Origin of the sequence: Runella salmonicolor, assembly GCF_024158025.1 — a bacterium.
GTDB lineage: Bacteria > Bacteroidota > Bacteroidia > Cytophagales > Spirosomataceae > Runella > Runella salmonicolor.
The window spans coordinates 39,621-66,260 of the sequence record NZ_JAMZEL010000003.1; the positions used below are offsets into that span (position 1 = coordinate 39,621).

Sequence of the window (26,640 nt, forward strand, 5' to 3'; positions counted from 1 at the left end):
GCGTTGGCGATTTTTAATCCACAATTGGCGTTATTTCAATTATCTTATCTGCATTACCGCCGTTGCTGGTACAAAGATACACTTTCCCATTTGGCGCAATGGCAATGTCGCGCAGGCGGCCGAACTGATTTACCAAATACAGGTTGGCAGGACCTTCAATGGTGTTTCCGTTGGCACTTACTTTGAGACTGTACAACGTTTGGTTTTTCAGAGAAACCAACAACAAATGGCCTTTCCAGCGCGGATAGGCATCATTGTTGTAATAGTCTAACCCGCAAAATGCCCACGTACCGCCCGTTCCTGACGAAAAAATGGGTTCGATCACCGAGTTGGCGCTACAAAATGTGATTTCGGAAGGGGTATCACAGAAACCTTCCACGTTGGGCCAGCCATAATTGCCCGACTGTTGGATGAGGTTTATTTCGTCTTCAATCCCCGCCCCGTGCGACGAGCAATATAATTTCCCATTGGCATAGACCAATCCCTGCGGATTTCGGTGTCCTTTACTCCACACTAAACTACCCGCAATGGGGTTATCGACGGGAACTGAACCATCTAAGTTCATTCGCAGAATCTTACCATTGAGGTTTGTATCATTCTGAGGCGCATTAAGGTCTTGTGCATCACCTGTAGTGACAAATAATTTCAATTCGGGGGTAATGACCAATCGACTGCCGTCGTGGGTGGAATTGCCTAAAATATTCTGTACCAATATCAGCGGACTACCCAAGGTAGCGGTGCCGTTGTTGTAGGTAAAACGTACCACTTTTACCCGCATTCCCGAAACGGTATTGTCAATGCTGTAATTGTACGAAACATACACGTAGGGATTATTGGTAAAATCGGGATGCAACACCATACCCAATAAACCACCTTCTCCGTTAGAAAAAACATCCGAAATGGTAATCAAGGTTTGAACGGCGCTCGTTTGCGGATTTACTCGGCTGATTTTTCCACCCTTCTCGGTCATCCAAATAAAGTCATCAGGTCCCCAGAGTATTTCCCACGGCAATTGCCGACCAGTCAGTACTTCTCTCGTCTGTAATTCAGTACATTTACCCGTAAACGCTTTAAAAACACTTCCTGACTTTGCTTCAAATCCAGGGTTTAACTGTACGTAGTTCTGCGCCTTAAATTGTACACTTGCGTTGGCTTCAATGTCGCCAGTACCAATGATATAATTACTTGATTCGTAACGGTATCCTATATTTGAGAGATTGGAGGCAACCGACACGTTGCTGTTGCAGGGGGAAGTGGTCAGCCCCACCTGCACAAGCACACTGTTGGAGGCGCCACTCAGCTGCATTCCGCTCGTGCAGGTGGCCGTAAAACGGGCACTTTGTTTGGGAGAAACGGAAATCGACGCACCTGTTTGTCCATTAGACCAGTTGACCGTTCCGGCACAGCCCGAAGCGGTTAGGGTGACGGTGGAACCATAACTAATAAAAGCGCTCGTGGGCGTGACGGAAGGCGGTGTTTGTCCAAATCCATAAAATACAAAAAAGACAGGAATCAAGAAGATGTAAATCGTTTTCATACGCCTGAGTTTTTTTACCCTAAGATACGATTTTAACAGCCGTAAAGTTTTTGGCGTACCAAAGTAAATTCAAGCTTCTGCTTTATTCCTGCCTTTTAATCAAAAAAATGACTATGGCTCTAAAAATCAATTTATTAGAAACCCATTTATACATTAATCTTTCCTCCGAACATATACATTATTGCTGATGGATTCCAGCCTCAAATCTGGCCCGCCGCCGTTGACGGTTCCCTCCAATAAATAGCCCACAATCGGATTCTTTTGTCTTTTGGTTTTGAAGTCAATGTTCAAATCTGTGTATACCTCCCCCGTGATGGTTTTCATGGCGATGTTGGCTCCCTTAGTCTTGGGCCAACTAAAATCTACATAGCCGCTGATGGTTTTGGCAAATACTGGCCCAGAAGCGCCTTTGATGTCGATATTGCCATTGATGGTTTCCAGTTTTAACTTGGCATTTTTGGGCAGATAGACTTGATAATTGATTTTGCTGCACACATAATGGTCGGCTCCGTTGTGTTCGGTCCGCCATTTGTGTTTTTCTCCGGGACAATCTTCGACATTCCCTTTTTTCAAAAGGTCTTTATCAAAGTCGGTTTTGAGGGTGATTTCGTCAGCGGTGGCCCCTGATTCTACCTTTAAGGCATCATTAAGCCGTCCGCTGTTGATGACCACCGCGATTCGTACCGATACCTCGGCTTTGTCCCAGTACCGCACCTGAATGCTGTCGGCAAATTTGAGGTTGAGATTTACGGTTTGGCTGGTAGAAAACGGAAATTTTTTTTCAATGATTTTTTGGGCAAAAGCTGCGCTGGCCGTAAAGCCTAAAAGCAAAAGCAGAGAAACAATTTTCATGGCTGTATGCGTTGGGGTTAGGTTATTTTTGTTTGCGTAGATAAATATTGCTGCTGATGCTTTTCAAGTGAACCGCCACACCGCCGCCGTTGGTGGTGGCCTCAATGTCGTGTCCGCCGCCTACTTTAGGGAGGCCATCTTTGGATGCTTTTTGGCCGAGGTCAAAATCGGTATACATTTCTCCCGTGATAGACCGCATGTTCAGATTAGCTTTGGCGTTGGCGGGTAGCGTCACGTCGATTGCGCCGCTAATGACGGAGATAGAAGTAGGTTTTTCTTGGCTCAAGCTCGAATACACCACTTTAACATCACCCGCAGTACTATTGGCCACGACGGGACCCGTTACGTTATTCAATTCTATTTTCCCGTTATTGGTCTTTATTTCCAAATCTCCCTCCACATTATTGATGGTAATATTGGCTCGATTCCAATTGGTTTGCTCATAAAAAATAGCCGCTTTTTTGGGAACCCGTAACGTATACGTAACGTGCTTTCGTGAGGCTTTTTCGATTTTTAATACCGTAGCCTGAGAAGTAACCGCCAGTCCAATGCCCGTGTTATCAACTGCCGTATTGTAGAGTGCCTTTAGTCCTTTGGCTTGTTCGGGTGGCGCTTCAAAACCATTTCCTTTGATAATCACTTCATCGCCATCGTATCCTTCAATTTTTAGGTCGCCAGCGTCCATTTCTATGCTAATTTTGCGGTCTTTGGCGTTGGCTAATTTGGTTTTAAATTCTTGGGCAAAGACGCCCCCAAAGCACCCTAAAAACAGGGCACTTAATAACATGTTTCGTTTCATGGTTTGATTGTGAGTACTAAGGCACTCGTTTGTGGTTATTTGCTAATTCGTTGGTAAGACTTTTTTGATTGCGATGTTTAACGACTCTCATTTATTATCAGGACTCAACACTTTTTCCCCTAGACTCTTTTTTTCTTCAATTGGGTTAAGTGGGTAAACCCTTCTTCGGCTTTCATACGCACTACCTCCATCACTTCTTTATTTTGGGCCAATCGCTGCATTTCTTCCGTTGCGCGTTTTTCTTTGATAGCAACCAAAATTTCAATCAAAGTCAGCTGCACATTGGGGTCGGTCTGAATACTGAGCGATTGAATGAATCCTTCACGCACCAAAGGCTCATTTTCAAAGCGGCGCAGTGCCTGACACGCCGCCAGACGCACGTTTACATTGTCGTCAAAATTCATGGTGTTGATGAGCATTTGCGTAATATCTTCGTCGGCATGGTGGAGTTGGGCGCTCAAATTGACGGCCTGAATCCGTTCGCTCGCTGAGGTTTGCTCTCCTTGCTCAAATCGCAACACTTTTTTCATGGCTACTATCTCTTTCGGCTCATTATCAGCTGGCTGCAAACTCCGATTTGTATAGAGTACTCCTCCTCCAAACCCCAAAAGAATCAGCGTAACTCCGGCTGCGATGCGCATTCCCCAAAATGTAAAACGGCGTACGTTGCCTTGTTCTTTCAGATTCGTAACTATCCGAAAACTTGTTGTTGCCGAGGGCTGCTCTCGGCGAACCTTTTCAAAATATTGGAATTGCCCAGCGTGAGATTGTAAATGCACTGGAATGTTATTTCCTTGGAAGAATTCCCGCAATTCGCGCTCTTCTTCCAGCGTGGTATCGCCTTCGTAATATTTATCTAATAACTTCTCAATAGCGTGACTCATAATTGTTTGCTTTTAAATACCCATCTCTTACTTCCTTCCGCGCTCTCGACAGAATCACTCTTATGTTATTGATATTCAGTCCTGTTGCCTGTTCAATTTCTTCGAAAGTATACTCCTCTACATCCCGTAAGTGTAGAATCAATTTTTGGGGTTCGGGCAAAGCATCTATCAGTTGACGCATCAGAGCCGCGCTGTCTGCAAACTCTGTTTGCTGATACGGCGATGCACTCTCCTCACCCAACTCATACAATTCTACCTCGCCCGTTGTGGTTTGAAACGCTTTTGATTTCAGTTTATCTAAACACAGATTTCGGGTCACTTGTACCGCAAAGGCCTCTATACTTTGATACGATTCCAATTGTTGTCGATTGGTCCAAAGCTTCAACAACACTTCCTGCAAGGTATCCTCGGCTTCTTCGCGATTGCTAAGAAACAGCTTGGCCAACCTAAAAAGTCGGCCCTGAGTGGGAAGCACCAGTTGTGTAAAGGCTTTTAAATCCATTTCAAGAGCATAGACGATTGAGTCGGAAAAACATTACAAAAAAACGCAACTTTTTTTGTACCACCGATTTTAGGTACATTTCATTAGCTATTTTCTCTTTAGCAAAAAATATTGCAACAATTTTTCCAAATCGCTGTAACCTTCTTCCAAGCCCGAAGTTACCACGTACAAATCACCTGACAAACCATTCTCTAAACGCTTGAACGCTCTCACGGATAATGCACTTATGCTCCGGGTCAAAGCCGGCGACATCGACCAGATGGGCTTGCTCTTTGAGCGTTACCATCGTCCGTTGTTTGCTTTTTTGTACCACATGACGGGCCAAGCCCACGCTTGCGAAGACTTAGTCCAAAATGTGTTTTATAGAATGTTGAAATATCGCCATACTTTCAACGGAGAAGGTGAATTTAGAACGTGGATGTATCATTTGGCGCGAAATATTCTAAATGATTCGTTTCGACAAACAGAACGTTGGGGAGGGCATCCTTTCGACATCGCCGACCTGACCGATAAATTGGGCGGGGGAATCGCGGCCGACGAACAGCTTGAAAAACAGCAAGAATTGGATGCGCTCCATGCGGCACTTGGCAAATTAAGCCCCGAACACCGTGAAGTATTGGTACTGAGTCGGTTTCAGGAATTAAAATACGAAGAAATTGCCGCCATCTTGCATACCACCGAAGGCGCCGTAAAGGTGCGCGTCCACCGGGCGTTGGGGGAGTTAAAAAAAAATTTCTTAAAGATTGAAAATGGAAGCAAAGCTCATGAACTGTGAAAACGCAAAAGAACGGCTAACGGGCTGGCTAAATCACCAACTCTCAGAAACCGACCAAAAAGAAATAGAGAGACATTTGGCGAGGTGTGCTGATTGCCAGCAAGAATTTGAAGCCGACCAGCAATTGTGGAAACTACTAGGGAAAGTATCTGCCACGCCCGAACCCAGCGGAGCTATGCGCGAGGGGTTTTATGCAATGCTTGATACCTACAAAAAAACCGAAGCTAAGAAAAACCGTAATACGTGGCAGGATTTTGTCCAAAAACTCCAACAATTATGGACACCTCAACTGGCTCTTCGCGTTGCTTATAGCGTGTGTTTGTTGAGTATAGGACTATTTGTGGGCTATTGGCTCAACCGCCCGCAGGAAGTAAAAATGGAGGCGCTCTCTGCCGAAGTCCAGGAAATGCGACAAATGATGATGCTTTCAATGATTGATAACCCTTCGGCAACTGAGCGCCTCAAAGCCGTCAGTTATACCAAGGAAATCCATGAAGTGGACGATAAAGTTCTGAAAGCTTTGTTTACGACCCTCAACAATGACCCAAATGTTAATGTACGCTTGGTGACATTGGATGCCTTGGCCGAACTGGCCCACGACCCGCAGGTGCGGGAAGGCTTGGTGCTTTCGCTCTCACATCAGGAGTCGCCCTTGGTACAAGTGGCTTTGGCCGATGTGATGGTAAAATTACAAGAAAAACGCTCTATTAAAGCATTTAGACAAATGCTGCGCCGTGACGATTTGAACGACCTCGTCAAAACCAAAATTCAGCAGACCATCAAAGATTTATCTTAGAAACCAATCATCCATTTTAATAGCTATGAAACGTTCCCTTATCCCCTTTTTAGCGGGGGTGGTGCTGTCTTGTACCCAAGCCCCCGCCCAAACGCACGAATTTAAAGAGCAAATTGTCAAAGAATATGCACTTATAAAAAATGCAGCAAGTAGTACGCTGGCAATTTACAACATCAACGGTTCTATCACTGTGGAAGGCTATGCGGGTGATAAAGTAGTGCTAGAGGTAGCCAAAACGATTTCGGGTAAAACCAAAGATATACTAGACCAAGGCAAAGAAGAATTTAAGCTGATGTTTGAACAAAATGAAGATAGCGTCATCGTCTACATTCTTGAACCTTATGATTCACGGCCCAATCGCAACAACTGGAAAGGCCGAAACGATAATCGCCGCATTGAATATAAATATGATCTAGACTTCATAGTCAAAGTGCCATTTGCCATGAATCTGCACGTTTCGACCGTCAACGGCGGCGATTTATCGGTCAAGGATGTGACAGGTACTCTGCATGTGTACAACGTAAACGGGGCCATTGCACTAATCAACGCCAAAGGTGCCACCGAAGTACGCACCGTTAACGGGAATGTAGAAGCCAATTATACCGCCATTCCTCCCGGAAAATCGGATTACAAAACCCTCAACGGCGACATCAAAATCAGCTACCCTGCCAATCTTTCGGCTGACTGCGAATTTAAAAGTTTCAGAGGAGAGTTCTACACCGACTTTCCCGATGTTGAGTCACTTCCTGTCAAAGTCATCAAAAACCAAGAATCCAAAGGCGACAAAAGCACTACCTACAAACTCAACACCGAGACGTCTATCAGAATCGGCAATGGAGGCAAGATATTTAGATTTGAAACATTTAACGGAAACATATACATTAAAAAGCAATCCTAACAAGATGAAAACCACCCACATAAGTATCGCAGTTTTAGCCCTGGCAATGACTTACGCTGCCCCATTGGTAGCACAAAACGAGGCCAAAAACGAAATCAAAGAACAATTGGTCGTTCCTTTGAGCGAGCCCAACAAGCCCGGTTCTTTACGGGTAAGTTTAATCAATGGCTCTATTCATGTGATAGGCTACGCTGGCAAAGAGGTCGTTATTGACGCCGTTGCCGAAGCCTACAGCGGTAAAAAAACTGAGCATAAAAACGACGAACTTGCCGCAGGAATGAAAAAAATCTCTACCAACGGCGGTATTGACATTACGGCCGAAGAGCGCAACAACACCATCAAAGTAACGTCGCAATTCATGAAGCGTCCCATGAATCTCACCATTAAAGTACCGCAGCAGTTTGGCCTGAAAGTAAGTACAGTCAACAACGGCGATATTTTGATAGAAAACGTGAGCGGAGAATTGGAAATCAGCAACGTAAATGGTGCCATCAAGCTCGTAAATGTGTCGGGCTCGGCCGTGGCTACTACCGTAAACGGTGGCGTAAAAGCAAACTTCAAAAGTATCAACGCCGAATCGCCGATGGCGTTTACGTCTCTCAATGGCAGCGTTGATGTTATGTTTCCACCTTCGGCGAAATTTGACGTAAAACTCAAATCTGATCGGGGCGAAATTTACAGTGACTTTGACGTAGACGTGGACAAAACCCAACCCAAAACCAATCGGGTAAGCAAAGACGGTATGTACAAAGTCAGCGTAGATGACTGGATTCAGGGAAAAGTCAACGGAGGAGGTAGTGAAATAATGATGAAAAACATGCACGGCAATATTTACATCCGCAAAGCCAAGTAAATTCGCACACATGGTAACGTCGGCGAGGACTGCGCCGCACCAGCCTACTGTTCAAAACCTTGCCGACGTTTTATCCACTGACGGTGGATGCCAATCCTAAAGTAATTTCAAGAGGAAATACAATAATATGTAATCACGCAAAGACGCTCACTAGCAGCGTCTTTGCGTGATTACAACTTTAAACTCCTTCTTTCTGCAAAATTTCCGCCGCTTCCGTATCTTCGTATTGCTTGATAACCTTCTTTAAATCAGTTAATAACTGTTTTTGAATGGTTTTGTAGGTGGGATTTCCGTATTGATTTTTTAGCTCATCGGGGTCGGTTTTGAGGTCGTAGAGTTCCCAATAGTCACCGTCTTTGTAAAAACGAATCAGCTTGTAGCGGTCGGTGCGGATGCCGAAGTGTGCTTGTACACTGTGCTCGGCGGGATACTCGTAATAGTGGTAATACGTTGATTTTCGGGGTGTTTTACTGAAAAATGATTGTCCCTGCATGTCTGCGGGGACTTTGAGTCCGGCTTCCTGCAAAATAGTGGGCGCAAAATCGGTATTGTTGTGAATAGCGCGGTCGATGGTTCCTGGTTTGATGCGCTTCGGATAGCGTATCAGCATCGGCATGTGGTGGGATTCTTCGTACATAAAACGTTTGTCAAACCAGCCGTGCTCGCCTAGATAAAATCCTTGGTCGGAAGAATAAATCACGATGGTATTTTCGGCCAACCCCGTTTGGTCCAGATAATCCAACACGCGGCCTACGTTGCGGTCAAGTGAGCGGAGTGTACCCAGGTAATCCTGCATATAACGTTGGTATTTCCATTCGTCGAGAGCGCGGCCCGTTAAGTTTTGCTTCTTAAAGTCGGCCGTCACTTGGTCATAATACGCCAACCACGCCTTGCGCTGGGCGGGATTCATACGCTTTACAAACTCATCATTTTCAGCGCCCACTTTCAAATCTTCTTTCAGACGCATGGTTTTGGTCACGGTCATATCTTGGCGTTTGGCGGCAATCCGACCTTCATAGTTATCGTAAAAGGTTTTGGGCAATTGAAATTTGACGTTGTCAAACGCCCGCAAATCACCCGTGTCGGGCAACCAATTACGGTGCGGGCATTTGTGGCCGATGACCAAGCAAAACGGCTTTGAATCATCGCGGTCGCTGCTTAGCCATTTCAGGGCTTTATTGGTGATAACGTCGGTAGCGTACCCTTCGTGTCTAACGGTTTTGCCGCCCATTTCATTAAAGTCTGGATTGTAATACGCCCCTTGGCCTGGCACCACCGACCAATAATCAAAATACTGCGGTGTGGCCTGTAAATGCCATTTGCCAATCCAACTCGTTTGATAACCAGCTGCTTGTAGGTATTTGGGGTACATATTCTGACCCGCGTCAAACTGGGTTGAGTTGTCTCTGTGGCCATTTTTGTGGCTAAATTTCCCCGTCAGCAGCGTGGCACGGCTCGGTGCGCAAAGCGAATTGGTACAAAACATATTTTGGTACAAAGCACCTTCCTTGGCCAATCGGTCGATGTTGGGCGTTTTGATGTATGGACTGCCGTAAGCGCTGATGCCTTGCAGCGCGTGGTCGTCCGAAAATAGAATCAGGATGTTGGGGCGCTTGTCTTTGGGTTTGAACGACAATAGGCCTGCGCTTACCATTAAAACGAGGGCCGCAAGCGTGATGAATGTTTTTTTCATGAATTGAAAGGGTTTCAGAGATTTTTACTTGCTATGGATAAGGTCGGCGAGCTAACGTCGGCGAGGTTCAAAACCTCGCCGACGTTATTCATAGCCCTTGCCGATGCTCATTTTACCAGCCACTCATAATTGAATTTAGCGTACACGATTTGCGTGTAGTCATTTTTCTCGTACAACACTCCAATGACATTATCGCGTTGTACCACCAAATCCGAATATGCCGATGGGTCTGAATATGCCTTGGCGGCCCCGTAAATTTGTTTGCCTGCCGACCAGCTTTTTCCATCATCATAGCTGACACGAACGGTCAGTTTATCGCGTTGGGTTTGGCTGTTGTTGTTGGAAAAAAGCAACACTTTTTGCCCTTTTTTGGGTTGAAAATCAATCATGCTTCCTTGGCAAATCGGGTCGGGGAGGTCGGTCATGATTTTCACTTCATCCCAACTTTCGCCCGCGTTTTTGGTAAAGGCTTGAATTCGGTACTTGGCGTCGCCCGATTGGTTGCGGCAATTGAAAACCAAACTGCCGCCCGAAGTTTCGGCGGCAATGGCCTCGTTACTGCCCGGGTAGGCCACGTTGGGCGAAAGTTTAAAGGTTTTGCCGTGGTCATCGCTGTAAAAAGCGTGGGCCACATAATCACGGGACTCCTTTTGGGGTGGTCCTGCCGAGTGATTGGCGGGAATAAAAAGTCGGCCTTTGTACTTTCCTTTTTGAATTTGCAGACCGTGGCCCGGGGTATTGGCGTATGAGCGCCAATCTTCTTTGAAATTGTAGGCAGGATTTACGCTGGGTTTATTGGGTTTGGAAACCTGCGTTGTGATATTGACTGGCTCCGACCAAGTTTGTCCGCCGTCGGTGCTGGTCTTATACCACACTTCCCGAATGGCTTTCCCCTCGCGGACTTCCTGCTCGTGGGCGATGCCCGTGTTGTAAAACAAAAACAACCGACCTTTGGGGAACCGTTTATCTGTCAGGTCAAAAACGGGGGCTTGGTTGCCTGCTTGGTCGTTGCCGTTATCGGCCACGACTTGCAATTTTCCCCACGTCGTGCCGTTGTCGGTGCTGCGTTTCATCACGATTTCCACATCGCCAAAATCACCGCAATTGTTGCGGCGTGCCTCGGCAAAAGCCAATAAGTGGCCGTTGGGAGCTTTGACAATGGCGGGAATGCGGTAACATTTATAGCCGTTTTGGCCGTTTTGAAAAACCACGGTTTCTTTTGGCGATTGGGCATTTCCCCAAAATGGAATCAATAAAAGTAAAAATAGACGTAAATGCATCTTTGCGATTGATTAGGCGGTGTTTGGTTGGGCCTTGAAAAGCGTTTATGTTTTTATTTAAAGAAGATAATGCCTGCAAAGTACTACCAGAGGCGTATAAATCTGGGAGAATTTTGTCGAAAATGCGCAAAAAGTAAAAATTTGCCTAGGGGATGGCCCAAAATCATGCTGATGCTCTGGAGAGGAGGGGAGTACAGGCAGTAAGCTTAAAAATAAAAAATCGGAGAACGGACGTGTGCCATTCTCCGATTTTTACGTCCTGAACAATATTATACTTCGGCGGCTTCAAACCCAGCCTTCTCAATGGCGGTTTGGATGAGCTCGCAGGTTAAATCTTCGCCCGATACGGTCAGGATTTTTTCGGGATTGTTGGTGTCAACTTTCCACGTCTCTACGTTTTCGAGTTGATTCAAGAAAGGAGTTACTTTGGCTACGCAGCCTCCGCAATTGATATTGGTTTTGAATTGTAAGGTTTCCATGATTTGAATAATTGATGATTTATGATTGTATGATTTTTGATTTTTATGGATGTAAGAGGTAATAAATAGGAGGATTGTTTTTTAGTGAACGTCTGGTATCTTATTTTATGCCCCTTACTTCTTGATTATAAGTGTTTTAGTTTAAGTCTTAGACTATTTCCTACCACCGACACCGAACTTAGCGCCATAGCTGCCCCCGCAATCATCGGATTGAGCAGGAACCCGTTGATTGGGTACAACACGCCAGCGGCGAGCGGAATTCCGATAAGGTTGTAAATAAACGCCCAAAACAGGTTCTGATGAATCGCCGCTACGGTCCATTTGGAAAGGCGAATGGCCTGCGCAATTTTATGCAAATCGCCTGAAATAAGCGTCATTTTGGCCACGTCCATGGCAATATCGGAGCCGCGACCCATGGCAATGCTCACATCGGCCATGGCCAGCGCGTGGGAGTCATTGATGCCGTCGCCGACCATGGCCACCACTTTGCCCGTTCGTTGTAATTCTTCCACAAAGGCGGCTTTGTCGGAGGGTAACACTTGGGCTTTAAAATGGTTGATTCCCACCTGCTTCGCTACTTGTTGCGCTGTTTGGACATTGTCGCCGGTCAACATATAAACTTCAATTCCTTGGTTTTGAAGTTCTTCAATGGCTTTGGCCGACGTTTCTTTGATGGGGTCAGTAATGCCGAAAGCGGCGATTACCTTGGTTTCGTTGGCAAAAACGATGACCGTTTTGGCTTCCAATTGCCACTTTTCAATGGGTGATTCCGACAGCGAAAGTTGTCGCTCGGTCATCCATACGGGGCTGCCGACGTAATAATTCTCTCCATCGATGGTCGCTTTTACTCCACGACCCGTTACGTTTTCAAACTGCTGAACCAAGCGTGTTTTGACGCCTTCCATTTTCAAATGATTCACCACGGCCTCGGCCAATGGGTGAGCCGATTGACTTTCGATAGCGAGCAAAATGCTCTTTTGAGTTTCATGGTTTTCGACCCAAAAACTGTCCGTGAGCGTGGGTTTGCCTTCAGTAATGGTTCCTGTTTTGTCCAAAATGATGGCATTCACCCGATGGGCAAGTTCCAGACTTTCGGCGTCTTTGATGAGAATCCCGTTTTCAGCGCCTTTGCCCACGCCCACCATGATGGCCGTTGGGGTAGCCAATCCCAGCGCACACGGACAGGCAATGACCAGTACCGTAACCGCCGCCAGTAAACCCTGCGATAGGGCGTTTTCGCCTCCTAAAATGAACCAAGCCACAAACGTAAGAATGGCAATGCCGATGACAATCGGGACAAAAATGCCCGCAATTTTGTCGGTCAATTTTTGAATGGGTGCTTTGCTGCCCTGGGCATTTTGAACCATCTGGATGATGCCTGCCAGTAGGGTTTCTCCACCGATTTTTTCGGCAATAAATCGAAAACTACCCTGCTGATTGACCGTTCCCGCAAAGACTTTGGCCCCTTTGGTTTTCTCAACTGGAATAGGCTCCCCAGAAAGCATACTTTCATCCACAAATGAGGTACCAGAAAGTACTTTCCCATCTACGGCAATCTTGTCGCCAGGCTTGACGATGATGCGGTCACCGATGCGGACTTGGGCCAATTCCACTTCTTTTTCTTCGCCGTTTTCAATAATCCACACGGTATGTGGTTGGAGGCCCATCAGTTTTTTGATGGCTGAGGAGGTGTTGGCTTTGGCTTTTTCTTCGAGCAATTTCCCCAACATAATAAACACAATCACAACGGCCGCCGCTTCAAAATAGACGTGGGGGTGAAGCCCCCGGCTGTGCCAAAATTCGGGGTAAATGGTATTAAAAAGGCTGAATAGGTAGGCAATTCCGGTGCTTAACGCCACGAGCGTGTCCATGTTGGATTGCCCGTGGCGCGCTTGTTTCCAGGCGTTAATAAAAAAACTTTTCCCAAACAGGGCCAATACGGGCGTGGTGAGGGCCAGCATAATCCAATTGGCGTAGGGCATTTCCATAAAAAACATGCCGATAACCACCACGGGAGCGGTTAGGATACTCGCCCAAACCACATTGTTTTTGAGTGATTGCACGTGCGCTGTTTTTAATTCAGCTTGCTTTACTTGGGCATTGGCGGTATCCAAAATCAAGTCATACCCCACGGCCTGCACCGATTTTTTGAGGGCTTCGGGGGAAGTTTGGGCGGTGTTGAAGGTAATTTGGGCTGTTTCGTTGGCAAAATTTACGGCACATTCCAATACCCCTTCCTGTTTGTTAAGGACATTTTCGACACTGCTCGCGCAAGCCGCACAGGTCATTCCCGTCACAGGAATCGTTATTTTTTGTTCGTTCTCTATCGTGAGCGTTTCCATGCTATTGTTGATTTGACGGTACAAAGGTACAGTGCTGAGGTGAGGGAGTTGTTACACGATTTTTGGTAAAATTTATACTTTTATCGTTTCGGTCAATGCTTTTGAACTTGAGTATCTAAAAACAATTCTCACTTTGTGAATACGCAACATTTAAACACCGAGTCGGGTTCTCAAACCTCAGCGTATCAGCCAAATATTGGCTTTCTCGGCAATCTTATTTTACACCATGATGGCAGCAAAAAACAGTTTTCTGTTACCTTCTTTTTCAATTGCCTGAAATAATCAAATATCTTCGTACTAAGATAAGAATGTGTCAGTTCCTTTTAATACCAAACAACTCGCCATGTTAAAACGCCTTCTTTGCCTATTTTTGGGTATCTTCTTAAGGTTGACCGACGCAGCCGTTGCCCAAGTTTCTGCCAAACACGATTTGGTTTTTGACAAACTCCCAACGCGTTGGGACGAAGCATTGCCGTTAGGGAATGGTTTTATTGGAGAATTGATTTGGCAAAAAGGCAATAACCTACGCTTCTCCCTCGACCACGCTGAATTGTGGGATTTACGCCCGATGGAGGGCATGAAAAAGCCCGAGTTTACGTATGCATGGGTGCAGGAGCAAATCAAGAAAAACAACTACGCCGCCGTACAGCAATACGGTGATGTACCTTATGAGCGCGAACCCGCCCCGAGCAAGATTCCGGGCGCTGCATTGGAAATAGAAAGCCAAACTTGGGGCGAAGTAAGCTCCGCTCGGGTGGATATACAAAAAGCCATCGCCGAAGTAAAGTGGGCCAACGGGGCCAAACTTACCTCTTTTGTTCATGCTTCCGCGCTGCTAGGTTATTTTCGGCTAGAAGGTGTGAAAGATTTTAAAATCAGCCTGTTAGCGCCCAAGTACGAAGGAGAGGTAGACAAAACCGCGGGTGGGTCGGTAGCGGGTGACGATTTGGCGCGGTTGGGTTACCAACAGGGAAAAGTGCTTAAACAAGGAAACGCCTATACCTACCGCCAAAAAGGTTGGGGCGGGTTTGAGTATGAAGTAAGTGTACGCTGGAAAACCCTCGGTGTCGATGTATGGGAAGGGGTTTGGGCGATTTCGGCGCATTACCCCAACAAGCCTAAACCCGCCGCCAATACATTGACCGCTAAAATAGTTGCTTTTGAAAAAGCCGCCTTAACGCATCAGGCTTGGTGGAAAAATTTCTGGGCTAAATCTAGTATTGAGTTGCCAGATGCCATCTTGGAAAAACAGTATTATCTGGAACAGTATAAATTTGGTAGTACGGCCCGTCGGGGGGCGCCACCGATTTCATTGCAGGCAGTTTGGACTGCCGACAACGGCCGATTGCCGCCTTGGAAAGGCGATTTTCACCATGATTTGAATACGCAATTGAGTTATTGGCCCGGCTACACCGCCAACCATTTGGAAGAAACCCTCGGCTACCTTGACCACCTCGACCAAAATCGCCCCGCATACCGCGAGTATACCAAATGGTTTTATCAAAGTGAGGGAATCAATGTGCCTGGAGTGACTACCCTCACGGGGGTGCCGATGGGCGGATGGATTCAGTATTCTTTCTCGCCGACGGTCTCTTCGTGGCTAGCGCAGCATTATTACCTGCAATGGCGCTACAGCATGGACCGTGATTTCTTGCAAAAACGGGCCTATCCGTGGTTCAAAGAGGTGGCGACATTCTTAGAAAAAAATACGTTTCTGAACGCACAGGGGCAGCGTCAGCTTCCCATCAGTTCGAGTCCAGAAATCAATGACAATCGGGTAACTGCTTGGTTTTCTGAGAATACGAACTATGATTTGTCTCTTATGCGTTTTACGTTTAGCAAAGCCGCTGAATTGGCGGCAGAATTAAAACTGACGCAGGAAGCCGCCCATTGGCGGGATATTTTCAGTCAGTTTGCTCCTTATGCTCTTTCTGAAAATGCCGAATTAAAATTTACACCATCGTTGCCCTATAATCAATCACACCGGCATTTTTCGCACGTAATGGCCATTCATCCTTTGGGTGAAATTCGCTGGGAAAATGGAGAAAACGACCAAGCCATCATCAAAAATAGCCTTGCCTTGCTCGATAAAATTGGCCCTGATTGGTGGTGCGGATACTCGTATGCGTGGTTGGGCAGCCTCAAAGCCCGCGCCAAAGACGGCACAGGTGCGGCCAAAACGTTGCGGACGTTTGCCACGGCGTTTTGTTTACCCAACTCCTTTCATGCCAACGGCGACCAAACGAAATCGGGTTTGTCTAAATTTACGTACCGACCGTTTACACTGGAAGGGAATTTTGCGTTTGCCGCTGGAGTACAGGAAATGCTGTTGCAAAGCTATGCGGGTTTTATTGAAGTGTTTCCCGCCGTACCTGCCGATTGGAAAGACGTTTCGTTCAAAGAGTTACGAGCTGAAGGTGCCGTGTTGGTCAGCGGAAAACGCACGGGTGGCTTGGTGGACGAAGTCATTTTAAAATCTGAAAAAGGCGGTATTGCGCGGCTGAAATTGCCCTTCAAAACGCACTTTGTAAAGGAGAAAAAAGGGGCTGTGCTGGAGAAAATGGAGAAAGAATTCGTGGAAGTCAGTTTTGAGAAAGGTGGGTTCATTGTTTTTAAAAATGGATACGAATAACCAAAAAGGCAATTCTAGCCAATAAACGCATAAAGGCCAGTCATTCAGTAGAATAATTGCCGCTGAATCTCGTTTATTTTAGTGCTTTCCCGATAGAATGACTGCGGTAATGCAACGGTAAAAATCAAAAGTGAAAATCTGATGATTTGTCCGTAACTTTGCCCGCCTAAAATGAGAAATAACCCATTATGTATCCTCCAAAACCGCTAATATTAGTTAGTAATGACGATGGTATTACATCGTTAGGAATCAGGACGTTAGTAGAGTTAATGCAAGAGTTGGGCGACGTGGTGGTGGTGGCCCCGGACAGTCCTCAATCGGGGATGGGTCATGCGATTACGATTGGGGAGCCATTGCGGCTTCATGCAACGGAGATTTTTAAGGATGTAAGGGCCTACGAATGTAGTGGTACACCAGCCGATTGTGTGAAATTGGGCAAGCATTATGTATTAAAAGACCGTACTCCCGACCTGGTAGTGAGTGGTATCAACCACGGGTCCAACAGTTCTATCAGTATTTTGTATTCTGGTACCATGTCAGCGGCCATCGAAGCAGCTATTGAAGGGATTCCCGCCATCGGATTCTCATTGTGCGATTTTGCCCCCAATGCTGATTTTTCGCACGCCAAACCTTACATTTTGCAGATTGCAAAGGCTGTTTTGGAGAATGGTTTACCCAAAGGAGTGGCACTTAATGTGAATTTTCCGAAAAAGTCTGGTGAGCCACTGAAAGGAACGCGCATTTGCCGACAAACCAACGGAAAATGGGAAGAAGAGTTTGAGAAAAGAAAAGACCCGCACGGACGTAGCTATTTTTGGATGGCGGGCAAGTTTGTCAATTATGATGAAGGCATGGAAGATACCGACGAGTGGGCATTGGCCAATAATTATGCCGCAGTAGTACCTTGCCAGTATGATATGACTGCCTATCAAACAGTTGAGTTAATGAAACAGTGGCAGTTGGAAGAAATTGAAAGTTAGTAATAAGGCAGAAAGGTAATTGAACCTTTACCGTGGTATCTTAAAAACTCTCTTGAAAATAGCCCTTTCAGCTTATGAAAAATCAACAATCATTTAAAAACCCCTGCTAGCATGGCACTTTTAGGAAACTTGTTAAAAGGAGGACTAAAGCTGACCGTAAGCATTCAGCGTGAGAAAAACAATCACGCAAAAGTGCAGCGAAAAACGTTGAGTAAGCTTCTTGCGAAGGCGCGTTATACGCAGTTCGGTGAAAAGTATAATTTTGAAGAAATACTTAATACCGCCGTTTTTGACGAAGGCAATACGTTTTACGAAAAATACAAACAGTTCGTTCCCGTTCATAATTACGAAAAAATTTTCCGTGAATGGTGGCATAAAGCGCACGCAGGAGAAAAAAATGTATGCTGGCCCGGGCGGGTCAAATACTTTGCGTTGAGTTCGGGCACGTCGGAGGCGGCGTCGAAGTATATTCCCGTTACCAAAGCCATGACCAAATCGTTTCAGCGCACGAGTATTCGTCAAATCCTGTCGCTGGGGCGGTACGAAGAACTACCGAGTGACCTCTACGAAAAAGGCTTCTTGATGATTGGCGGTAGTACCGACCTAAGCTCTATTGACGAGGGGCGTTTTCAGGGAGATGTGAGTGGCATCAATGCGGCCAATATTCCTTTTTGGTTTGAGCGCTATTATAAGCCAGGGCCTGAGATTGCCCGCGAGCGTGACTGGAGCCGAAAGCTAGAAAAAATCGTGGAAGAAGCTCCCAATTGGGATATTGGTTTTATGGCGGGGGTGCCGGCTTGGCTCCAAATTATCATGGAGAAAATCATAGAGCGCTACAAGCTGAAAAATATCCACGAAATTTGGCCAAACCTCAGCGTTTTTGGCCACGGTGGGGTTTCTTTCGAACCTTACCGGGCTGGTTTTGAAAAGCTCCTTGGGCGTCCGCTTATTTATATTGATACGTATTTGGCGTCGGAAGGATTCATTGCTTTCCAAAATCGTCCGCACGCCGATGGGATGCGTTTGGTGCTCGACAATGGTATTTTCTACGAATTTGTGCCTTTCAACGACAAAAATTTTACCGAAGACGGAGAGCTCGTTCCCAATCCACAAACCCTGATGATTGATGAAGTGGAAGAAGGAGTAGACTACGCGCTGCTGATTTCCACCTGCTCAGGAGCGTGGCGTTACCTGATTGGCGATACGATTAAGTTTGCTAATAAACAACGCGCCGAAATCACGATTACGGGACGTACAAAGCATTATTTGAGTCTTTGCGGAGAGCACCTTTCCGTCGAAAACATGAACAAGGCCGTGGAGCTCAGCGCCGAAGAGTTGGGAATCACCGTGAAAGAATTTACGGTGGCGGGTATTCGCCACGATTCGCTTTTTGCGCACCAATGGTACATCGGCACCGACGACGAAGTAGACGCCGATGCCCTGCGCGATAAGATTGATGGCCACCTCAAAGTGCTCAATGATGACTACGTCGTGGAGCGACGTCATGCCTTAAAAGATGTCTTTGTGACGGTGTTGCCTTCGGCTACTTTTTTGGGCTGGATGGCCAAAAGGGGTAAAATGGGCGGACAAAATAAGTTTCCACGGGTTCTGAAAAAGAACCTCATTGACGAATGGGAAGCGTATTTACTGGAACAAGGACTACAAGTTGAGACCGTTAATCTAAAATAAACGCCACTTTCTAAGCCTGCTTTATTCCGATTCATAGGCAGGAAATTACACTTCAGCGAGCTGCCAGTTGCTACTGCCCTTCGACAAGCGCCATCTTTGCGTTGTCGAAGGGCAGTATTTTTTTGCGTCGTTTATCGCATTAAGTTATTTCTCTCACGTCACATTCATACAACCACTTTAAAAAAATAAAAAAAGTAAGCCATGAAACGAATTAACTCTTTTATTGTGGCCGCAATGGCCTTTCTGTTGATGACCCTTGCAGGGTGCAAAAAAAACGAAATCGAAGGTGAGCCAGCAGATGGCCTCCCTTTTGTGGGTAAACGAATGGTACTTGCCTCCTTTATCATGGACCCAGCGGTCGACTTTGACGGGGATGGAAAAGTGGATCCCGATCTGATGGTTTTTTTGCCAGACTGTGAAAAAGACAACGTCATGATTTTTGAAAAGGGTGGCAGATTGTCGGGCGATAACGGCGCCAAGCGTTGCGATGATGACAGCCCTGGGCAGGGAAACACAGGTAGCTGGACGTATGATGAACAGACTAAAATGTTACGTATTGTGGATGGCGACGACAATACCGATATTTCGGAGTTGAAAGTCATTGAGGCTTCCTCTAAAACCCTAAAAGCGCAGGTAGAAGTTGAAGAAGATGGTTTTGTGATTAAAGCCATCATGACTTGGAAAGCGCTATAAACGAACTCCTCGAAATCTGAAAATTTGGAGTCGTTTGCCGCTGGCAGGAAAGGCAAAAAGAAGGTATTTTCAATCAAAACAACTACAAGATTGACCCGATTGAATGACAGATGGCTACGTATCATTGGCATCACATTGTTGATGCTGATGAGCGTATCTGTCAATAATTACCTCCAAATGCCATTCAGTTGGACGATTGCCGGGCGGTTGATGCTTACAATGACTTCTATTGTGGCTACTTGGCACCTCAATCGTTTTGTTATTTTTAAGTTTAGAGAACAGTATCCTCTGGGTAGCCAGATTATAAAACGGCTTGTTTTAACGTTTTTGACGGGGATGCTCGGGACTACGCTAGTGCTTTGGCTGACGGGTATTGCAAGGCATTGGCTTATTTATCAAACGCTGGATGATTCTACGGTCCAACACTATGCCACATTTACAATCAACAATCATCGGCTTTCACTGTGGTTTTATGGAGTCGATTTTGTAAAGGCAGCCATTATGTTTCTACTTTTTTTGCCGGTGTATGAGGCGCTTTTCTTTGCTGTCGAATCCCGAGAAATAAAAAAACGACTTCGGCAATCAGAGCGTGAAAAAGAAGCACTGGAGAAAACCAATCTTCAAAGCCAATTGGAAGCGTTAAAGCAGCAGGTGAATCCGCACTTTTTGTTCAATAGCCTGAACGCTCTCGGAACCCTTATTGAGGAAGACCCACCGCAAGCCTCCCTTTTTCTGGAAGAATTGAGCACAGTGTATCGTTATTTGTTGCGGAGCAATGAGCAGAATCTCACCACTTTGGGGGCTGAACTGGATTTTATTCATTCGTATACACATTTGCTCAAAACGCGCTACGGAGCAGGGTTAAAGATTACTATTCATGTCGATTCAGTTCACGAAGCATTTCTGTTGCCTCCTTTGACGTTGCAATTGTTGGTGGAAAATGCCGTTAAGCACAACATTATTTTGCCCGAACAGCCGCTCTCTATTTCGGTTTTTACGAACTCCGACAATCAATTGGTGATTACCAATAACTTACAGCGAAAAAACACCAAAATACACTCAAATGGCCTGGGACTCAATAATATTCTGACCAAATATAAAATGTTGGGGCAGACCGTTCCGACCATTCTTGAAAATGAAAGTCAGTTCTCGGTTATGTTACCTTTGATAAGATATAATTGACGACTCAAGGCCCTTTTGTACCGTTTTAAAAACTCTATTCTTGAAAAATTGGCGTTTATGGCCGATTTTTAACCCATTAATCTTTGCTCACTATGAAAATTTTAATTATTGAAGACGAGGAACTGGCCGTTCGAAAATTGTCAAAATTGTTGTTGGATTTGGATGAAAGCATCCAAATCGTAGGAACCTGCGCCAGTGTGAGGGCGTCAGTGGCTTGGCTGAATGCCCATTCAAACGAGTCAGCGGTGAGGCCTGATTTGATTTTGATGGATATTGAGCTGGCCGACGGGCAGAGCTTTGAGATATTTGAACAAACCACCGTGAGTGCTCCCGTCATTTTTACGACTTCGTACGATGAATACGCTTTGCGCGCTTTTAAAGTCAACAGCATTGATTATTTGCTTAAACCCATCAAGCGGCATGAGCTGGAAGCGAGCTTGGATAAGTACAAACGGACGCACTATAATCAAATCGGAGCCGTGGCTGGAAAAAACGAAGCCAGCAGTGGCGTCGACATTGATGCGCTAGTACAGCAACTCCGTCAACATATTCAGCCGGCGGATTATCGGCGGCGTTTTTTGGTGAAACATCTGCAACAATGGGTGCCCGTTGAGGTGAGCGATATTGCCTATTTTTACTCCGAAGAAGGCGTTAGTTTGTTTAAGACCGTTCATAATCAAAAGTTTTCACTGGATTATCCCTTAGATGAGCTAGAGGCGATGCTTGACCCCGCCCATTTTTTTCGGGCCAATCGTCAATACATCGTTCACATCAATACGGTGCAGCAGGTTCATCCCTATTTTAACAATAAACTGAAGTTAATTCTCAAACCCAACACCGACGATGAAGTGCTGGTAAGTAGAGAGCGGGCCACGGATTTTAAGCGCTGGATGGGCAAATAAATCGGAATATATAAAAATTATTGGGCTTTGGTCCAAACCGTAGTTTTGCCAAATGCCGCAATGCCTACATACCCCCTGATTTCTAACTTTCCGTCTTTTAGTTTCAGAAAACCGTCGTAGGTTTTGCCGCTTTTGGGGTCGTACACTTTTCCGTTGCGCCATTGGTCTTGATGGAATTCAAATTGTTCCAAAATGAGCAGATTTAACAAGGGGCGCCCCTTCAATAAAGCGTTGGCGTTGTTGGCATCTTTTCGGGATGTTTTGCCGTCGGCTTCGTAGAGTTCTTTACCCCAAATCAGTTTTCCGAAATAAAGGTTTCCTGATTTGTAAATTCGGATTTTACCGTCTTTTTCGGCGTTAAACCAATCGCCTAAAATCGCATCGGCATTTTGAGAGAAAGTGATGTTGCTGATTAGAAATAGGGATAATGCGGCAAAAAGTATTGTTTTCATAGTCTTGCTGTGAATGGCTGATTCAACTCTACATAACTAAAAATTGACCATTTAGTTTTGCAAAGAAAAATTTTACACAGCACGATACTCAATCACAACAAGCTCATTTCACCCGCCAAAGGTTTTGCCAATTCTTCGCGGATGCGCTCCATATCGCTTTCTCGCGCTAAAATGCTCATCATCTTGGTAATGGCGGCTTCGGTAGTGATGTCGCCGCCGCCCACTACGCCGATTTTTTGGAACCACGTACTGGTTTGGTAGCGTCCCTGCATCACGCGCCCGCCGTCGCACTGCGATACATTCATGATGACTACGCCGCGCTCCGTGGCTTCTTTCAGTTCATACAAAAACCAAGGTAGAGTAGGGGCATTGCCAGCACCGAAAGTCTCCAGTACAACACCGCGCAATCCGTTGATATTGAGGATTGAACGGAGTACATTTTGGGTGATGCCCGGAAACAACTTCAGAATGGTTACATTTTCATCCAACGGCAGTTGGACATGAAAAGGGCGTTCTGGACGATACGGCGCGATGTACGGGTAATTGTACTCAATCGTCACGCCCACTTCAGCCAAGGCGGGGTAATTTTCGGAGCGAAAAGCATTGAATTGGGAGGTCTCTTTTTTCTTGGCGCGGTTGCCCCGCAGGAGATAATTCTGAAAATAAATGCATACTTCGGGCACCAACGGACGGCCTTCCCACTGGGCCGCCGCGATTTCCAAGGCTGTAATGATGTTTTCGCGGGCGTCGGTTCGGGCAATTCCGATGGGCAGCTGCGCGCCCGTCAGGATAACGGGCTTGCTGAGGTTTTGGAGCATGAAACTCAACGCCGAAGCGGTATAAGCCATCGTGTCTGTGCCGTGTAGAATCACAAAACTGTCGTAAGAATCATAATGCCGCTGAATCAACCGCGCCAAGTCCATCCACACGTCGGGGCGCATGTTGGACGAGTCCATGATTTCTTCTAAACTCGTGAACGTAATCTCGAAGTCTAACCGCTTGATTTCGGGGAGTTTGTCCAGAATTTGTTCGAAATCAAAGGGGACGAGTTGGCCTTTTTCAAAGACCATTCCGAGTGTTCCACCCGTGTATATCACCAACACGGATGCGCGCGGACGGTTGGGTAAAACGGGATTGATGGTGACTGATTTATACGCTGGCATGGGTTGAGAAGTGTTGATGATAAAGAAATCGTTTTGAACGAGGGGATGTTTAATACACCATTTGGGTTGCATTCTGGGTTGTTATTCGGGCGAGGTCTTCGATCGTAATTTGCATTAAGTCAGCGACTTTCTGCGCAATAATCGGAATATACGCGACTTCGTTGCGCTTACCGCGATACGGGACGGGTGCCAAATAAGGGCAATCGGTTTCGAGCACGATATGTTCTACGTCTATGTAAGGCAAAACCTTGTCTAACCCACCGTTTTTGAAGGTAGCCACGCCCCCAATTCCTAGTTTGAAGCCTAATTCAATCGCTTTTTGGGCTTCTTCGAGCGTTCCCGTAAAACAGTGAAAAATTCCTTTCAGCAGTGGATTTCCCACTTGCTCAATCAACTCAACGACTTCCCAAAAAGCACTGCGACTGTGAATGTCAATCCAAAGATTGTGTTTGAGAGCCAGATGGCATTGAACCAAAAACGCTTCTTTTTGCTGCTCAACAAAGGTTTTATCCCAGTATAAGTCCATACCAATCTCGCCAATGGCTACAAATTTCGGCACGGGAGTTAGAGGCGATTGGGCTGCTTTATTGAGCCAATCTTCTACGATGTACAGTTCTTTTTGGAAATCTTCTTTGACATACGTAGGATGCAAACCCATCATGGGCAAACAGATATTTGGGTACTGCTCCGCCAACGCCATCATGCCGTCGATGGTCGTGTGGTCACAATTGGGCATCCAGATTTGGGTAATTCCCGCCGTAAAAGCACGGTTCAGCATTTGGGTGCGGTCTTCATTAAATACTTCGTCGTAAATATGAGCGTGGGTTTCTATCATGATTCGTGAATGGAGAAAGATGAAGCGCTTTGAATACAAATACTTCTCAGTTTTGCATTGGTTGCGGGTAGCTAATACGGTTTTCTATTTTACGGTTTCTCAGTTTTCTATTTTACGGTTTTCTATTTTACGGTTACTCGGTTTTCTATTTTACGGTTTCTCAGTTTTCTATTTTCCAGTTTTACATTTTACAGTTTTCTATTTTACGGTTTTTCCGTTTCTCAATACTCTCGCCCTTTCCAGACGGTGGTTTTTCGTACATAAAAATTAATCAGCATCACAAAGTTCATCAAGAGGTGGTAAAGCCAGAAAAAAGGGACGCCGATAAAAAAGTGAGGTTGTTGCAGCCAATTTAAAATACTGACCAACCAAGTACAAACCCACAGAACGTATAAGAATAAAATAACAAGGGCGGCTTTGGGTAAAAAAATGACTAGAAGCACTATAAATGGAAGGAATAATGCATTGACATACACCCCGATACGTTGCCCCCAAGGCAGGGTCATGGCGCCGTACATCCAGCGTTTTCGTTGAATCAATAGTTGAGAAAAGGTCGGAATCGGCTGGGAAAGGGTCAGTACGCGGCGGTCAAATAATTGGACGAACTTATAACCTTGGGTTACGATAGCGTGAAAAAGAGCGTAGTCTTCGGTGATTGAAAAACCTACTTTTTCGTACCCTCCCACGGCCTCAAAGGCCTTACGGCTTACGGCCATGTTGTTACCCATTGCCGTAATGGGAACCCCAAAAAGAGAAAATAACCGCATAAATGAAAGATAATACAACCATTCGAGGGCTTGCATCAGTCCAAATAAGCCTCCGCCTTTTATGGCCGTGATACCCGTTACGATGCCCACGTTGGGTTTAAAATGCGAAAGCATGTTTTCAATCCACTGAGCTGGTACTTCAATATCGGCATCCGTAAAAAATAGAAATTCGCCCTGTGCCCGCTGCGCCAATTGGGCCAACGCATTGGATTTTCCTTTTAGGGTCGATGCACCGCCTGAATCAGGAGCGGGGATAATGTTAATAAGTTCAAAATGAGGTTTGTCCCGAATAAACTCCTGCACCAACGCCCCCGTCTCATCTTCCGAAGCGTCATTTCCGATGAGGATTTGCAGGTGTTCTGGTGGATAACTCAACGCCGCCACAGACTGCAAACAGGCAATGATATTGTCCGCTTCGTTGCGAGCGGCGATAAGAACTGATACTTTTTTCACACCCTACTTTTTTGCAAAGGTAAGGGTTCTTGGGTTGTATTTTGAGTTTCAAAACTGGGTATTCGTCGGTATGAATGACAATGGAGCTGTCTTGCTAACTTAAAATGAGGCTTTTATCATTAATTTTAGTTATGGATTGAACGGGAAACGAAGGGGAAATTGTTAGGTGAAAATAGACTATTTACCCCCTTCATTGATTGCTCATTATCGTATGGCTACACATCGACTTATCACTAAAGTTAAAAACAGTAAACTTCTCGAAAAAGAGGAAGAACGCCGTGACGTAGGATTTGGAACCCGCATTACCAATGACCGCGGGCGATTGATGAAATCCGACGGGTCTTTTAATGCGCGTCGAGTAAATGGCTCATTTTGGGCGAGGCTCGATATTTTCCATCGTCTGACGGGGCTTTCTTGGCCGATGTTTTTTCTGGTGGTATTTTTAGTTTATTTTGTAGTAAACTGCTTTTTTTCAGTGCTTTACATGATAATAGGGGTAGAGCACCTTCAGGGAATTAAGGCCGTCAGTACGATGGAGCAGTTTTGGGGGGCGTTCTTTTTTAGCGCCCAAACATTGACCACCGTTGGCTATGGGCACGTGGCACCCGTGGGGCTAGTGGCGAGCGGACTTTCATCTATTGAGTCGCTGGTGGGCGTGTTAGGCTTTGCGATTGCGTCGGGTTTGGTCTATGGACGGTTTTCGCGTCCCGTTCCCAAAATTCTTTTTAGCCGAAATGCTATCTTTGCGCCTTATTTGGACATCAACGGTTGGATGTTTCGGATGATTAATGAGAGCCCAACGGAGTTGGTGGATGTGCGGGTTGAGATTTCACTTTCACGATTGGAAACCCTCCCCAACGGACAGCGTTCGCGGCGTTATTATCAATTAAAACTGGAACGTAGCCAGGTAAATTTTTTTCCATTAAGTTGGACCATTGTGCATCCTATCACCGAAGCGAGTCCTTTATACGGTGCTACGGAGGACAGCTTGGCCGAGTCGGATACGGAGTTTCTGGTGTATGTTCGGGCTACCGAAGAAACTTTTTTGCAATCGGTACATGCTCGGTATTCGTTTCGGTACGAAGAAGTGGTGTGGGGTGCAAAGTTTGTTCCCATGTTTGACAGCGGTAAGCGGGACGATATTGTGAGCGTAGATGTCCAAAAAATACACGATTATGAGCCCAAAGAGTTGAATTAATTTC

24 protein-coding genes are annotated in these 26,640 nt (G+C 45.8%); 11 read left to right on the forward strand and 13 right to left on the reverse strand.

Going from position 1 to position 26,640, the window contains the following annotated elements:
* Positions 1–13: 13 nt before the first annotated feature.
* The 5 genes from NCI00_RS09450 to NCI00_RS09470 form a co-directional block, all read right to left on the reverse strand.
* Positions 14–1,537: a PQQ-dependent sugar dehydrogenase gene (locus NCI00_RS09450; RefSeq protein WP_253526905.1), complete on the reverse strand. Its 1,524-nt coding sequence runs from the start codon at positions 1,535–1,537 to the stop codon at positions 14–16.
* A gap of 153 nt (positions 1,538–1,690) precedes the next feature.
* On the reverse strand, positions 1,691–2,389 hold the full coding sequence (locus tag NCI00_RS09455; RefSeq protein ID WP_253526907.1) for a DUF4097 family beta strand repeat-containing protein: 699 nt from the start codon (positions 2,387–2,389) through the stop codon (positions 1,691–1,693).
* A gap of 22 nt (positions 2,390–2,411) precedes the next feature.
* The gene (locus tag NCI00_RS09460; protein ID WP_253526909.1) at positions 2,412–3,188 is read right to left on the reverse strand and encodes a DUF4097 family beta strand repeat-containing protein; all 777 of its coding nucleotides are present in this window, start codon (positions 3,186–3,188) and stop codon (positions 2,412–2,414) included.
* A 119-nt stretch (positions 3,189–3,307) separates the two neighbouring features.
* Positions 3,308–4,072, reverse strand: coding sequence for a HEAT repeat domain-containing protein (locus NCI00_RS09465; RefSeq protein WP_253526911.1), 765 nt, complete (start codon positions 4,070–4,072; stop codon positions 3,308–3,310).
* Entirely contained in the window at positions 4,056–4,574 is a 519-nt protein-coding gene (locus NCI00_RS09470; protein ID WP_253526912.1) for a GFO_1088 family ECF-type sigma factor, read from the reverse strand. Before NCI00_RS09470 ends, NCI00_RS09465 begins: the two co-directional genes overlap by 17 nt.
* Before the next feature lie 226 nt (positions 4,575–4,800).
* Here NCI00_RS09470 and NCI00_RS09475 point away from each other — a divergent pair, with 226 nt between their 5' ends.
* From NCI00_RS09475 to NCI00_RS09490, 4 genes are read left to right on the forward strand one after another with little or no spacing between them, the layout of a single operon-like run.
* Positions 4,801–5,349: an RNA polymerase sigma factor gene (locus NCI00_RS09475; RefSeq protein WP_253527603.1), complete on the forward strand. Its 549-nt coding sequence runs from the start codon at positions 4,801–4,803 to the stop codon at positions 5,347–5,349.
* Positions 5,324–6,145 carry a zf-HC2 domain-containing protein gene (locus NCI00_RS09480; protein WP_253526913.1) on the forward strand — a complete coding sequence of 274 codons (822 nt, stop codon included), beginning with the start codon at positions 5,324–5,326 and terminating at the stop codon, positions 6,143–6,145. The genes NCI00_RS09475 and NCI00_RS09480 overlap by 26 nt, the downstream gene beginning before the upstream one ends.
* Positions 6,146–6,170: 25 nt before the next feature.
* The gene (locus NCI00_RS09485) at positions 6,171–7,043 is read left to right on the forward strand and encodes a DUF4097 family beta strand repeat-containing protein (protein WP_253526914.1); all 873 of its coding nucleotides are present in this window, start codon (positions 6,171–6,173) and stop codon (positions 7,041–7,043) included.
* Positions 7,044–7,047: 4 nt separating this feature from the next.
* Positions 7,048–7,896, forward strand: coding sequence for a DUF4097 family beta strand repeat-containing protein (locus tag NCI00_RS09490; RefSeq protein WP_253526915.1), 849 nt, complete (start codon positions 7,048–7,050; stop codon positions 7,894–7,896).
* A gap of 178 nt (positions 7,897–8,074) precedes the next feature.
* Here the strand turns inward: NCI00_RS09490 and NCI00_RS09495 are convergent, their stop codons facing one another.
* From NCI00_RS09495 to NCI00_RS09510, 4 genes are all read right to left on the reverse strand, one after another.
* Complete coding sequence (locus NCI00_RS09495) at positions 8,075–9,589, reverse strand: sulfatase family protein (RefSeq protein ID WP_253526916.1); 1,515 nt, start codon at positions 9,587–9,589, stop codon at positions 8,075–8,077.
* Between the two features lie 107 nt (positions 9,590–9,696).
* Positions 9,697–10,869 (reverse strand): sialidase family protein, encoded by a 1,173-nt coding sequence (locus tag NCI00_RS09500; protein ID WP_253526917.1) that lies wholly within the window; start codon positions 10,867–10,869, stop codon positions 9,697–9,699.
* A gap of 269 nt (positions 10,870–11,138) precedes the next feature.
* A complete protein-coding gene (locus NCI00_RS09505; protein WP_253526918.1) occupies positions 11,139–11,348 on the reverse strand; it encodes a heavy-metal-associated domain-containing protein in 210 nt (69 codons plus the stop codon).
* Between the two features lie 125 nt (positions 11,349–11,473).
* Positions 11,474–13,690, reverse strand: coding sequence for a heavy metal translocating P-type ATPase (locus NCI00_RS09510; RefSeq protein ID WP_253526920.1), 2,217 nt, complete (start codon positions 13,688–13,690; stop codon positions 11,474–11,476).
* Positions 13,691–14,033: 343 nt separating this feature from the next.
* On the opposite strand from NCI00_RS09510, the gene NCI00_RS09515 reads away from it, so the two are divergent.
* From NCI00_RS09515 to NCI00_RS09540, 6 genes are all read left to right on the forward strand, one after another.
* Positions 14,034–16,322 carry a glycosyl hydrolase family 95 catalytic domain-containing protein gene (locus NCI00_RS09515; RefSeq protein ID WP_253526922.1) on the forward strand — a complete coding sequence of 763 codons (2,289 nt, stop codon included), beginning with the start codon at positions 14,034–14,036 and terminating at the stop codon, positions 16,320–16,322.
* Positions 16,323–16,510: 188 nt separating this feature from the next.
* The gene (gene surE, locus NCI00_RS09520; RefSeq protein ID WP_253526923.1) at positions 16,511–17,302 is read left to right on the forward strand and encodes a 5'/3'-nucleotidase SurE; all 792 of its coding nucleotides are present in this window, start codon (positions 16,511–16,513) and stop codon (positions 17,300–17,302) included.
* Positions 17,303–17,413: 111 nt separating this feature from the next.
* Positions 17,414–18,991, forward strand: coding sequence for a GH3 family acyl-acid amido synthetase (locus NCI00_RS09525; protein WP_253526924.1), 1,578 nt, complete (start codon positions 17,414–17,416; stop codon positions 18,989–18,991).
* Between the two features lie 201 nt (positions 18,992–19,192).
* The gene (locus NCI00_RS09530) at positions 19,193–19,684 is read left to right on the forward strand and encodes a hypothetical protein (RefSeq protein WP_253526925.1); all 492 of its coding nucleotides are present in this window, start codon (positions 19,193–19,195) and stop codon (positions 19,682–19,684) included.
* A gap of 90 nt (positions 19,685–19,774) precedes the next feature.
* Entirely contained in the window at positions 19,775–20,866 is a 1,092-nt protein-coding gene (locus NCI00_RS09535) for a sensor histidine kinase (RefSeq protein ID WP_253526926.1), read from the forward strand.
* 92 nt (positions 20,867–20,958) lie between these two features.
* Positions 20,959–21,768 carry a LytR/AlgR family response regulator transcription factor gene (locus NCI00_RS09540; protein WP_253526927.1) on the forward strand — a complete coding sequence of 270 codons (810 nt, stop codon included), beginning with the start codon at positions 20,959–20,961 and terminating at the stop codon, positions 21,766–21,768.
* A 17-nt stretch (positions 21,769–21,785) separates the two neighbouring features.
* On the opposite strand, the gene NCI00_RS09545 is transcribed toward NCI00_RS09540, so the two are convergent.
* The 4 genes from NCI00_RS09545 to NCI00_RS09560 all read right to left on the reverse strand — a co-directional run bounded on the left by NCI00_RS09545 (position 21,786) and on the right by NCI00_RS09560 (position 25,438).
* Complete coding sequence (locus NCI00_RS09545) at positions 21,786–22,220, reverse strand: DUF2147 domain-containing protein (RefSeq protein ID WP_166559334.1); 435 nt, start codon at positions 22,218–22,220, stop codon at positions 21,786–21,788.
* Positions 22,221–22,312: 92 nt separating this feature from the next.
* On the reverse strand, positions 22,313–23,383 hold the full coding sequence (locus NCI00_RS09550) for an asparaginase (RefSeq protein WP_253526928.1): 1,071 nt from the start codon (positions 23,381–23,383) through the stop codon (positions 22,313–22,315).
* A 49-nt stretch (positions 23,384–23,432) separates the two neighbouring features.
* Positions 23,433–24,218 carry a TatD family hydrolase gene (locus NCI00_RS09555; RefSeq protein WP_253526929.1) on the reverse strand — a complete coding sequence of 262 codons (786 nt, stop codon included), beginning with the start codon at positions 24,216–24,218 and terminating at the stop codon, positions 23,433–23,435.
* A gap of 221 nt (positions 24,219–24,439) precedes the next feature.
* Positions 24,440–25,438, reverse strand: a complete 999-nt coding sequence (locus tag NCI00_RS09560; protein ID WP_253526930.1) for a glycosyltransferase — start codon at positions 25,436–25,438, stop codon at positions 24,440–24,442.
* A 211-nt stretch (positions 25,439–25,649) separates the two neighbouring features.
* Here NCI00_RS09560 and NCI00_RS09565 point away from each other — a divergent pair, with 211 nt between their 5' ends.
* A complete protein-coding gene (locus NCI00_RS09565; RefSeq protein WP_253526932.1) occupies positions 25,650–26,636 on the forward strand; it encodes an ion channel in 987 nt (328 codons plus the stop codon).
* The last annotated feature ends 4 nt before the right edge of the window (positions 26,637–26,640 follow it).